The sequence below is a fragment of the uncultured Thioclava sp. genome, from assembly GCF_913064665.1.
Taxonomy (GTDB): Bacteria; Pseudomonadota; Alphaproteobacteria; order Rhodobacterales; family Rhodobacteraceae; genus Thioclava; species Thioclava arctica.
Genome location: NZ_CAJYBT010000001.1, coordinates 20,631 through 32,569, shown reverse-complemented (window position 1 = coordinate 32,569; position 11,939 = coordinate 20,631). Strand labels below are relative to the sequence as shown.

The 11,939-nt window shown below is 64.7% G+C and carries 10 protein-coding genes; all 10 read right to left on the bottom strand.

The genetic code is table 11. The features are described 5' to 3' along the window. A complete protein-coding gene (gene fliP / locus QZ571_RS00170; RefSeq protein WP_295529834.1) occupies window positions 1-687 on the bottom strand; it encodes a flagellar type III secretion system pore protein FliP in 687 nt (228 codons plus the stop codon). Between the two features lie 3 nt (window positions 688-690). Continuing rightward, window positions 691-1,206: a flagellar basal body-associated protein FliL gene (locus QZ571_RS00165; protein ID WP_295529832.1), complete on the bottom strand. Its 516-nt coding sequence runs from the start codon at window positions 1,204-1,206 to the stop codon at window positions 691-693. A 63-nt stretch (window positions 1,207-1,269) separates the two neighbouring features. After that, the gene (flgA, locus tag QZ571_RS00160; protein WP_295529830.1) at window positions 1,270-1,773 is read right to left on the bottom strand and encodes a flagellar basal body P-ring formation chaperone FlgA; all 504 of its coding nucleotides are present in this window, start codon (window positions 1,771-1,773) and stop codon (window positions 1,270-1,272) included. Window positions 1,774-1,939: 166 nt separating this feature from the next. Beyond that, window positions 1,940-5,410, bottom strand: a complete 3,471-nt coding sequence (locus QZ571_RS00155) for a hypothetical protein (protein ID WP_295529828.1) — start codon at window positions 5,408-5,410, stop codon at window positions 1,940-1,942. Window positions 5,411-5,423: 13 nt separating this feature from the next. After that, window positions 5,424-6,644, bottom strand: coding sequence for a flagellar hook-associated protein FlgL (gene flgL / locus QZ571_RS00150; protein WP_295529826.1), 1,221 nt, complete (start codon window positions 6,642-6,644; stop codon window positions 5,424-5,426). A gap of 13 nt (window positions 6,645-6,657) precedes the next feature. Beyond that, window positions 6,658-8,598, bottom strand: a complete 1,941-nt coding sequence (locus QZ571_RS00145) for a flagellar basal body rod C-terminal domain-containing protein (protein WP_295529824.1) — start codon at window positions 8,596-8,598, stop codon at window positions 6,658-6,660. Beyond that, window positions 8,595-9,404, bottom strand: coding sequence for a glucosaminidase domain-containing protein (locus tag QZ571_RS00140; protein WP_295529822.1), 810 nt, complete (start codon window positions 9,402-9,404; stop codon window positions 8,595-8,597). Before QZ571_RS00140 ends, QZ571_RS00145 begins: the two co-directional genes overlap by 4 nt. After that, window positions 9,404-10,516 carry a flagellar basal body P-ring protein FlgI gene (locus QZ571_RS00135; protein ID WP_295529819.1) on the bottom strand — a complete coding sequence of 371 codons (1,113 nt, stop codon included), beginning with the start codon at window positions 10,514-10,516 and terminating at the stop codon, window positions 9,404-9,406. The genes QZ571_RS00140 and QZ571_RS00135 overlap by 1 nt, the downstream gene beginning before the upstream one ends. Continuing rightward, on the bottom strand, window positions 10,477-11,148 hold the full coding sequence (locus QZ571_RS00130) for a flagellar basal body L-ring protein FlgH (protein WP_295529817.1): 672 nt from the start codon (window positions 11,146-11,148) through the stop codon (window positions 10,477-10,479). Before QZ571_RS00130 ends, QZ571_RS00135 begins: the two co-directional genes overlap by 40 nt. Then, window positions 11,145-11,939: a flagellar basal-body rod protein FlgG gene (gene flgG / locus QZ571_RS00125; RefSeq protein WP_295529815.1), complete on the bottom strand. Its 795-nt coding sequence runs from the start codon at window positions 11,937-11,939 to the stop codon at window positions 11,145-11,147. Before flgG ends, QZ571_RS00130 begins: the two co-directional genes overlap by 4 nt.

The window sequence follows — 11,939 nt, the reverse complement described above, 5'->3', positions numbered from 1 at the left end:
TCACTGCGCCACGCTTCTTGCGACCGAGCTAAGCAGAAGCGACCACCCCCCGATCGAGACGAAGAGCAGCAGCTTTATCGGCAGCGAGATCAACGTGGGCGAGACCATGATCATCCCCAGCGCCATGAGCACCGCCGCCACCGCGAGGTCGATCAGCGCGAAGGGTATGTAGATCAGAAAACCAATCTCGAACGCGCTTTGCAGCTCCGAGGTCACGTAGGCAGGGACCAGGGTGAGCAGAGGGACATCGTCGGGTGTGGCGTAATCCCCCGCGTGGCCAGAGAGGTCCACGAAGAGATGCAGGTCGCGCTTGCGCACCTGCCGCATCATGAAGGCGCGCATCGGGGCTTCGGCGGCCTGGACGGCGTTCTCGAACGAAATTGACTTGGTCAGGTAAGGCTGGATCGCGTTGTCATTCACTGTCTCCAACGTGGGCCGCATCACGAAGGCCGACAGGATCAGGGCCAGCGCGATCAGCACCATGTTGGGCGGTGTCGTGCTTAGCCCCAGCGCCTGGCGGAAGATGGCCAGCACCACGACGAAGCGGGTGAAACTGGTCATCAGCAAGATCAGCCCCGGCAGGAAGGCCAGCAGGGTGATGATGATAAGCGTCTGGATGTCGAGCGAGAGGACGCCAGTGCCGCCCTGGCCCGTGACGCTCGCCAAAGGAGTTACAAGATCCGCCATGATCTATTGGATGACGAAGGTGGTGATATAGGCACCGAGGAAAGGCGTGCGCCCGAGATCGCTGTCGGCTTGTGAGACGGTGCGATTGGCGAGATCAAGGCTGTCCGTTGTGATCTTGTGCCGGAACTGGGCGGACTGGCTGTCGGGCGACAGGCCCGAAGCCATGATATCGCTGATGATCGCCGACTTGATGATCGGCATGAGCTTGTTGAAATCGTCTATCGCCTGTTTTTTCTCGGTCAGGAAGGACAGCGAAAGCTGGAGATAGACCGAGCCGCCGCCCGCCTCCTGCGAGCCCGGGATCGTGACGACGAATTTTGGGATCTCGGCGAACAGCGCCTTGCCGGCGGCCGGCTTGCTAGGGGGTTTCGGTGCGCTTTTCGCTTCGGCTGGCGCGGTTGTCGCCGCAGCTGCGGGGCGCGCGCGTTCCTTGAGAAAGGCGACGACGCCCAGCCCATCGCCCACGGCCATCGTGCAAAACACGATCACCCCGAGCCCGATCAGGAAATATTTCTTCATTGCGAATGAGCCTTGTTCATGGGGCTTGCTTTGGCCAGTGGGGAAGGAGGCGTGTCACGGCCATTACTCGGCGGGGGCGATGAGGTAGACGCCCGACCGCTGCGGGGCTGAGCGCACGATGATAGCGCTTAGACGGCGATGGGACTCGGCATTCTCGACCGCGACCGAGTCGCCGATTGCCCCGTCCTGCAGCGCTTGGCCCGGGGCAGAGACGACAAGCCCCCCCTGGTTGACGCGCAGCACCACCTGTTGTCCGCTGTGGACCGAGCGGGTCAGGTCGGTCATCGACCGAGTCACCGGTTCGCCCTCGGGGATCGCGCGTGTCGCCTTCACCCCTTCGGTAAGTACCTGTGGGCTAAGAAGCGCCCCGTGCACGTCCGAGAGGACCACCTCGCGCGATGCTGTGTCGGAGCTGTCGATCACCTCGCCAACCGCAATCGCGCGTGAGGCCACCAGCGCAACGTGGCGCTTCACGATGCGGACCCCCGCATAGATCGTCCAGGATGGCGAGGGGCAGGTGACGGAGGCGGTGCGGAAGGTGTCATCCTCCGAAGGCAGCCAACTCACGGAGAGCTGCGCCTGGCAGGCGGGCATCATGGCGCCGCCATTGGACATGACCTTGCCCTCCGCACCGTCGAGCTGTGACGCGATCGCGGCGGTAATCGCCGAGGCTGGCTCGAGCGGTGCTGCCTGTGCCGCGCTGCCCGCAAGGAGCATGAAAGCGACGAGAAGCTTATGCCGCATCGGTATGGTCCTCGCGTGCGCCCCCCGAGAGAAGCGTGGCAAGGCTGTCGCCCCCTGCCTCCATCCAGGTCTCGGGCATCTCGAGCAATTGCTCGCGCGCGGTGCTGTCGGGGCCGGTTTCGGTGATCGCCTGAAGCGCCGAAACCCAACGCGCCACCCCGTCGGAGGAGAGCCGCTTCGTCACCAGTGCGGCGATCTCGGGGGGGATCTCGGCCTCGCGCCCGGCGATCACCCGGCATCCACCGGCCAGTGCGACCCGGATCAAGTAATCGTCGCACCAGTTGGCGCCGGGCGTGGGCCGGAGCAGCACCGAGGCGCCGGTCTCGGAGAACAGTCGCACCCAGTCTTCCTCGAAGATCGGTATCGTCCGCCACGCAACGTTCCCGGGCAGGTCCCGCTTGGTACGTGTGACGAGGGTCCAGGCAACCCGGTCGGCGGTCTGCGCGATCGCCTGCTCGATCCAGGGAACCTCGATGCCGGCCTCCTCGACCCAGAGGACCACGGGCTTCTCGCGGGCGGGTTTCGGTGTGAATGCCGCCCAGGCCTCACGGTTCAACCGGGGAACCCGCAGTTCGACATTGCGTGCGCCCATCCCGCGCAGCCGCGCTGCGAGCCCGCGCGAGGTGACCACGTTGCGATCGGCCGAAAGAACCAGCGGCCGGCGCTCGGTCGGCGGCAGGGTGGACCAGACGCTCAGGTCAGAGGGGATGTCGCTCACTGTGCCGGGGTGGCAGATACGCGAGGTCGGATTGATCCGCACCCAGCGCCGCCCCTGCTGGCGCGCGCGCAGCACTGAGAGCGCATCGATCGGCTCGGAGACGATTCCCGCCTGCAGCCCATCATGCTGGCGGGCAAACCGTGCGGCGTTGATGAACTTAGCGTCATCGGCGGGATCCGAGGTCGTGATGAGCGTTGCGGCATCGTTGTCCACCAGACCGCTGCGCCCCTCGAGCATCAGCGGCGATCCCTTGATCGTCATTGCCGGGTGATGGTGGTGGCCGCGATAGGCGATCGCGAGCGCGGCGGCGACTTCGCAATCCGCCTCGGTGCCGGGATCCGGGATCTCGACCTGCCGATGCGGTGTCCAGAACGCGGCCGACTGCGAGGGGCCATTGGGGTCCGAAAGGCTGGCACAGAGTTCGGACCAAGTGACAGCCTGCGGATCGAAGGCGATGCCTGCGCGGGCCATGACAACGGGGCCGTCCACAGCATCCACCGGTTGTGTGGTCGCGAGCCAGCCGCCCGGCCCGGGCGAGAGCGCCTCGTAGCCGGCCCCGATCCTGGCTTGGGCGCCGAACAGCAGCGGGCCTTTCAGGCGCGCCGTGCGCTCGCCATCGCGGAAGAAGGTGAGCGGGGCGATCACGCCCGCCTCGGCGTGAGCATCGAGCAGCGCGGCGAGGGCACCGAGGATATCTTGGGCCGAAGGGACCGAGATCGGATCGACGATCGCGACATGGTTCTCGGGGCGCAGTTGCATCAGCTGCGCGAGTGTCCCGCCCAGCTGCGGCGCGGTCTTCATGACCGAGACCGAGGGATGGCCCGGCGTGATCTCGGCTGTGACCTGATCCAGAAACTGGGTCATCGTCTCGTCGAGACCCTCATCGCGCAGAAACACGATCCGCGACGTGGTGCCAGTGTGATGAGGCAGCAGAGTATTGGCGGTATTCTTCACCAGATCGGGCGCGATACCGGGGCGACAACGGATGCCAAGCGTCACCGCAGGGTCGGTTTCGAGGACATGGTCGATCACGAACAGACCGGGCAGGGTGCCGGGGCGCGCCGTTGCGGCGATCTGTGCCTGCGCAAGATGGGCCGCTATCGCGGCACGCGCGCTCTCGGTGGCCTCTTCCAGGGGCACGCCGTCGCGTCGCGTGTTCTCGCCGCGCACAAAGAGCGCCTCGGGAATGGTCCCGACTTGCTTTTCCGCGCCGACAAGGCGGATCTGCATGTCCTGCTCCTCGGCGCCCGGATAAAGGCCGGGCCGGAACCCGCCGAGCTCAGCGATTGTTGTGGCCTTGTACCAGACCCAGTCCCCGACAAAGCAGGATTCGAGCAGCCGGGACGCGGACATCGCCGGCTTGGCGCGGATCCAGGGGCCACCGGGGCTTTGGGCGATTTCGTCGCAATAGAGTATATCCGCCCCCGAAGTCGCCGCACGCAGCGTGAACCGCGCGATCGCATCCGGCTCCAGCATGTCGCCTGCGTTGATGATCGCGGCGTAGTCGGTGCGTGCCTCGGCCATTGCGGCAAAGAGCGACGCTGTCATCTCCGCGTCGCTCCCGAAATGATGCTCCATGCTCAACCCGTTCTGCGAGAGATCGAATTGCGGCTTCGTTGCGTAGGCGAGTTTGATAGCGGGCGCGGTCCAGTTTTGCGCGATCGAGTCGAGCGTGTCCCGGACCTGCTGCGCGCTCGCGCCTTCTGGACAGGCGATCAGCACGCTCACTTCGGGTAGCGTCCCATTTTGCGCACGCAGTGCATCAAGCTGTGCCAGAAGCCGGGTACGTTCGGCCGGATCGCCGCGCTCGGAGGGGCGCACGGGATGGGCTTTGGTCGCTCTGGCAAGGTTGATCGACCGGCCCGCCGGGGTCGAGACGATCAGGCCGTGGCCGACGCCAGGAGCCGCGCGATTTCCCGAGCGCCCCAGTTCTTCAACGAAACCCGCCAGGTCGGCACTGCGCGCGCGCAAATCGTCCCAGGTCTGCGCGTCTGCTTTTTCGTGGATCGCCACCTCTATGTCGCGCACCAACACTGCGAGCGGCGCAAAGAGCCCCGCTGTATCCGCCTCGTCTGAGCGGTTGAGCGCTTTGGTGATGAAATCGACACTGCGACCGCGTGGGGTTTCGATGTTCAGCGTGTCCAACGCCGCGCGCACCGTGGCATCCGCGTCGTTGAGAAGGTCTGGATAGTGAACCCATGCTCGCGGCACCCCCCGCGCAAGATGCTCGGCCGAGGTGATGTAGCTCGACCACAGGGCGAGGGCATGGGCGCGTGTCATCTTGTTCTTGGTCGCCTGACTCGTGGCGACGGCGTAGGGCGCGCGATGCGTGTGAATCACCTTTGGGGCGTAGCCGATATCCTCGGCCGCCCGAAGGTAGAGCGGCAGAAGCCGACACAGGTGCGGGTGCTTCACTGCGACGAGCGGCGCCTCGGCGAATTGGCGCGAGAGGATCTCCGAGAGAACATCACGTTGAAGCTGGATATCGGCGCGTTCGATCCAGCCTTCGGGTAGCGGCGCGAGATCGGCCCAGTAGGAGCTCATCAGATCGAGCACGCGGACGTCGAACCGGATCAGTTCGGTCGATTCGAAGAACCCTTTGGGATTGGCCTCGTTGACCTGAGAGTCGCTTTTGATCTGGACCCCCAGATCGGCCAGCGCCCCGCACAAAGCGGAGGTTCCGCTGCGGTAATAGCCCGCGACGAAGATGGCCTGCTTTTCGGCATTCCGTAGTTCAGACATCGGTATTCCCGTCTCAGAGGTATTTGAACAGCGTCAGTTGTGAGGCGACCGAGAAGGCCTTCATCGCAGCCTGCAGCGCAGAGGTGCGGTCCTGCAGCTCGGTCAGCACTTTCGGAATATTCGCAGAGACCAGATTGCTGGCATCAGTCTGGGCATTGGTGCTGGCCTGAGTATTCGCGTTCGCGGCGGTATTGGTCGCCTGCAAGATGACGCCGACCTTGGCCGATGCGCCGGAAATCTGGTGCTGGTAGCCGGTGAGGCTCCCCAGTGCATTGCCGAGGATCTGGTGGGTCTGGGCGCGTGCCGCCGGCGTAGAACCAGGTTCAGCCAGCGCGGTCCGGATCTGCTTGACCAGGTCGAAGATCGATTGCGGGCGGGCCGGGGCAATGGTGAAGCTATCGCCGTTTGCAGGTTGCCCTGAGAACGTGAATTGCACGCCCTCGAGCGTGAGGGTCGTATCGGCGCCTTCGGTGTCGTCCACCGGGCCGGTCGCGATCGTCGTGCCGCCTGAGGTCGCGGTGTAGCTCTTGCTTCCGTCCGCTAATGTCGAAAAGCCGACCGTGATCGGGCTAGTGCCATCATGGAAGGCCATTGCCGCGCTGGCATCCACAACCCCGCTCGAAACGAGTGTGGATGCCCCTGAATTGCTGCTCGTAGCGGAGACCGAGGCATAGCCGTTGCCGGTCGAGACCTTGGTAAAGATCGACCCGCTTAGCGCGGCATTCACCGTCACACCCGGAGAAATCTCGACCGAGGAGGTGCCGTCATTGCCGACATAGTTGACCGATCCCGAAGTTGTCTGGACAAAGGGTTGGGTCTGCTTGGCAGTGCCGGAAAAGACGTAATTGCCGTTGCTGCTTTGGGTGTTGGCCAGGCTGAGGATTTGGTGCAGCCCGGCTTCGACCTGATCGCCCAAAGCATGGAAGTCGGCACCGCTGGTCGTTGCGTTCATGGCTTGCAGCGCGATGCTGTTGATGTGGTTGAGCGCGGTCGAGACATCACCCAGCGCTGTGGTTGCGCTGCCCAGCGTCTGCTTGATGTTGACCTGGCTCGCGTTCATTGCGTCGAGCTTCTGGACGGTCGAGTTGTCTTCTTGCGCGCCGGTATAGGCCGCAGGATCTGCCGCGGCTGTGTCGACCTTGCGGCCCGAGGAGAGCTGTTGTTCGAGTTCGGTGATCCGGGTTTCCTGGGCGGTGAAGCTCTGGCCGGACATGGCATAGAACGTGGTATCCATCTGTCGTGGTCTCCTAGATCGCCTGAAGCAGGGAGTTGAACATCGAGTGGGCGGTCGAGATGACCTTGGCCGCCGCCTGATAGGCCTGCTGGTATTCCGTGAGCAGCGTCGCCTGCTGGTCGACATTCACCCCCGCGGCGCGGGTCAGATCACCCTGTGCGGTATTGAGGTTCGAGGCGGTGTTCGAGGCCAGCGTCGTCGCTTGCGCCGAGGCCGCCCCGGTCTCGCCGATCAGCGAGAGCACAGAGCCCTGCATCGAGCCGCCGGGCAGGGCGCTATCGGTCCGGGTCCACAGGTCCGACATCCGCTGCGCGTTCGAACCGCTGTTGAGCCCGCCCGGGGTGAGGGTCGCCACGTCGCCTGCGCGGGGCGCGCCGGTCAGGTTCACCTGCCAGTAGTGTCCTGCGGCCGAGCTTGAGGCCGGGTAGGCCACCGCGAGCGTGGTGGCACCGCCAGCGAAGCTCCCGGTCGACACGGTGGTGCCGCTGGCCTTGTCGATCACGTCATAGGAACTTGCGGTGGTGAATTTCAGCTCCAGATCTCCGCCGAACGCGCTTCCCGGAACGACGGCCGCACCGGTGGCGGGCGTCGTTGTGACCGTGTCCTCACCCTCGTTGATCGTTCCGGCATTGGTGTTGCTCACGGCCCCCGAGCCCGAGATCGTTCCCGCGACTAGAACGTAGGGGTCGGCCACGGCCAGCTCGCTCGGATCGCTGGACGTCAGACGCAATGCGGCGGCCGCGCCGGGATCGGGGGCGATGCGGAAGCTGTCGCCCGGCGCAGGCGTCCCCAAGATTGCGATGTTCATGCCGTTGAGCGTCAGCGGGGTGCTGGTTCCCAAAGCCTGGCTCTGGCCGCTGCCGGGCACTGTCGCGCTCCAGCCCGAGGTGGAATAGCTCAACGTGTAACCTTGGCCATTGGCGGGCAGAGCGCTGGTATCGGTCACGCTGGCGTTGAGGGTCGCGCTGCCCGTGTTGCTTTGGGCTGGCGTCGCGTTGGGCTGCGGCCGGGAGAAAAGCGCCTTGCCCGCGCTGCCATTTGCGGTCAGGCCCTCGGCCTGCGACTGGTTCACGAGATCCGCGATGGTGCCGGCGATCCGGTCAAGCCGTTTTCCGGCGTCGTCCGTGGCCTTGAGCCCCGAGAGTAACCCGCCCAGCGAGCCGCCGCGATCCGACAGGCGCAGGGGGTGTTTGTCGGGGCCTGCGGTCAGCTCTGGCATGTCGTTGATGCTTTGCATATCGAGCGTTTGCGCCCCGGCCTGGTCCACCAGCACCGAGCCGCCGGTCATCACCGCGACCGCGCCGGAGGACCCCAGTGGCAGCGTATTGATGTTGAGAAACGAGGACAGCTTGCCCAGTGTCGCCTGTTGTTGATCTAGAAGCGTCGGTTCCTCGGGTGAGGCCATGAGCTGCTTGTTGATCTTGGCAAGTTCACCAAGCAGCGTGTTGGCCTGCCCGACCTGTTGCGAGATGCGCGTGCCGATCTGCCCGGTCTGACTGGTCAGCGCGCTTGCAGCCGAGTTGAAACCGCTGGCCAGCGCCTGTGCGTTCGCGAGAACCGTGCTGACCTGGGCCGCGTTGGTTGGGTTCGAGGCGAGCGTGCCGAGGCCGGAGAAGAAGGTGCTTGCCGCGCTTTCGATATCGCCGTTGCCGGTGAAGGCCTGATCGATCGCTTTCAGCACCGAGGCGCGGGTGCTGGCCGCGCTGTTGGCAGCGGTGGCTGCGTAGACGTTCGACGCCTCCATCGCGTCCGAGGCGCGGCGCACGAGGGCCGGGTCCACCACGCCGCCGCCCGATTGGCCCGCGCCGCCTGCCGTGGTCTGGATTTCGACGCTGCGTTCGGCATAGCCGTCGGTGGACTGGTTCGCGATGTTGCTGCCGACCGTTCCGATGCCTTCGGAAAACGCGTCGAGCCCGGAGAGGGCGGAGGAAATCGCGCTGTTGAGGCCTGTCATGTGTCATCTCCTTCGAGGACGTTTAGGACCGACTGCATGGTCGGCGATTGCGCGGTATCGACGATTTTGCGGGCATAGCTGCTGTCGGTCGCGTAGCCGCCGTGCATGAGCGCATCGGCATATTGCGCAACCGAGGTCGTCCCGACCGCATCTGGGTAGACGCGCCGGATCAGCCCGGTATAGGCGGAGGCGCAATGCGCCCCGGAATCGTAGTCTGCGAAGGTCGCCTGCGTGGCTGTCATCACGCCGTCGCGCTCCTCCTTGGTGGACGCTAAGGTGCCGCTCTGGCCGTGAACGGCCTTGATGCCGAACAGGTTGTTGCCCGGCGTCGAGGCGCCCCAGCCGGTCTCGAGCGCAGATTGTGCGAGCAGCGCGACTGGCGGCACTCCAAGTTCTGCGGCGCTTGACTTGATCGCGGGCCAGACCGACTTGGCGAAATCGATCGCGCGGTCGAGATGGCCCGCAGGGGCCGGGTGCGCAGATAGCATCGCGGGATGTGCCGCGAGCGCCTGCAAAGTCGGCGTGGCCGTGGCTGCACCCTGCGTGGCCTCGCCCCCGAGCTGCTCGACGATCTGTTTCGTGAGTGTGGCACTGGTCGTCGCGAACATCTTGTCTGACAGCGCGCGCGTGATCATCCCGTTATAGAGCTGCGAGCCGGTGCCCAGAGAGGCGCCCGAGAACGCCGTCTTTGTCATGCAACTCAACACCTGCTGCCAAAGCAGCGCCTCGAGTTTCTCAGCCTGGGCGACCATTTCGACGCCCTGCGTTCCGGTCTCTGCGGCGGCGGGGCCTTGTGTTACCAGCATCAAACCACCTTCACTTCGGCTTGCAGCGCGCCCGCATCCTTGAGCGCTTGGACGATCGCGATCAGGTCGGTGGGCGTCGCCCCGATCTTGTTGAGCGCGGCCGCGATCTGGTCGAGGGTGGTCGCTGCGGGCAGCGCCACAACCTTGCCTTGCGACTGGTTGGCGCTGATCGAGGCGTTGTTCACGCCAGCCGTCTGGCCTTGCGAGAGCGGATTGGGTTGGCTGACCGCGTTCGTCGCCTGCACCGAGACGGTCAGGTTGCCGTGTGAGACGATTGCGGGAAGCAGTTTCACGTTGCCGCCCATGACGATTGTGCCCGACTGGGCATCGACGATGACGACTGGCGGCGGCGCTTGCGGGGTCACTTGGACGCCAAGAACCCGCGCGATGAAGGAGACATGCGAGATTTTGCCGCGAAGCGTCACCTCTACCACGCCGGGCGAGGTTGCCTGCGCGGTGTTGCCTCCGAGTTGCTTGTTGATCGCGGTGGCGATCCGGTCGGCATTCTCGTAGCTCGGCGTCTTAAGCAGCAGCCGTGCCGAACCGTGTGGCGACCAAGTGGATGTCGCGATCGCGCGCGACATCACCGCGCCGTTGGGGATCCGGCCCACTGTGGGCGTGTTCGAGCGCACCGAGGAGCCGGACTTGGCGGCCGCAAATCCACTTACGAGCAACGCCCCCTGCGCCTGAGCGTAGATGTGATCGTTGCTGCCCTTGAGCGGCGTCGGGAGCAGCACCCCGCCAGCGAGCGATTTCGCGTTGCCGAGCGCGGCCACTGTCACGTTGAGATCCGAGCCCGGCTCAGAATAGGGGGGGATCTGCGCCGTCACCATCACCGAGGCCACGTCGTCAGGCTGCATGAAGGCTGTTTTTGGTAGGGTGATCCCCTCATGCGACAGCATGTTGGTGATGGCTTGCTGGGTATAGGGGATCTGGGTCGTCTGGTCCCCGGTGCCCGGCAACCCCACCACCAGCCCATAGCCCACGAGTTGGTTGCTCGGCGCCCCGGCAAGGGTGACGAGTTGCCCGACTGGCTCGGCGCGGGCTGTCGGAGCCGCCAGCGCGAGTCCGATCAGAAGGGTGAATATTTCGAAAGTGTGCTTTGGAGCCATGGGACATGATCTGCGGAGTTGATGTCGCCGATACCGACATATTGGATGTTGGCGTCGGCAAGCTGCGAGGAATCGAGCGTGTTGTTCGGGCCGATATCGCGGGGCCGGGCAAACCCGGTGACCTCGATACCTGTGACGTTGCCGTTGATGTTGACATTGGTGCGCCCGCGCAGGGCCAGTACGCCGTTGGGCTTGATGTCGATGACGACGGCGGCCAGTTCGGTCGTCACCGCGTTCGAGCCGCTGACCGAGCCGCTGCCGGTGAAGGATTGCTTGCTTGAGAGGCCCAGCGAGGGCGAGTAGCCAAGGATATGCGTCCCTGAGCTGTCATAGGTGCTGTCTTTCTTGAGCGCGCCATCGCCCTTGTTCTGCGCCGTCGTCGAGAACGAGACATTGACGGTCACGACATCGCCTTTCTCCCATACGCTCTGGTTGCCATAAAGCGAGCCGGTCGCGTTTGCAGGCACGATGGAGCCGTTCTGCGCGTCGGGCGGGCTCTCGGCTTGCACGGGGAAGGGGGCAGGCTGGACGAAATACCGTTTGGGTGGAGCCTTGGTCGCGCAGCCCGACAGCAAGACAGCGACCGCCGAAGCGGCGGCCGCGAGCTCCCGGATGGGACGTTTTGGGATCATGCGCTTGAGGCCATCGACGAGAGCTCGCTCAGCGTCCGGCCCGCTGCCGAGGCGGCATTGGTACCCAGCTGGTAAGCGCGCTCAGCTGAGATAAGGTTCACCATCGCGTCTACCACGCTCGTGTTGGATTCCTCGAGATGCTTCTGCGAGACTGCGCCAAGCCCGTTCGAACTGGGCGTGCCGGTGACTGCGGCGCCGCTCGAATTGGTTTGGACATAAAGGTTGTTGCCGATCGGCTGCAGCCCCTGCGGGTTGACGAAATTGGCGAGCTGCACTTGGCCAACCTGGGTCGCGTTGGACGACCCGGGCACCGTGACCGAGATCGTTCCATCCTGTGCGATGGTCACGCTCGTCGCATTTGAGGGAAGGGTCGTGCTGGGCAGCACCTGAAAGCCGTCGGCGGTGACCATGTGACCGCTCTGGTCAAGCTGGAAGGCCCCGTCGCGGGTATAGGCGATCTGGCCGTTGGGTTGCAGGACCTGGAAATAGCCCCCCCCCTCGATCGCCATATCGAGCGGGTTGTTGGTCTCTTTCAGGTTGCCCTGAGTGAGCACCGGCACCGTAGCCGCGACCCGCACGCCCGTGCCCATGTTGTAGCCCGAAGGGTAGAGCGTTGTCCCGCTCGAGGCGGCGCCGGGCTGGATATGTTGCTGATAGGTCAGCGTCTCGAATACGGGGTCCGATTTCTTGAACCCGACCGTGTTTACGTTGGCCAAGTTGTTCGAAATGGAATCGATCTTCACCTGCTCGGCAGAAAGCCCGGTTGCTGTAGTGGAAAGTGCAGGAAGCAT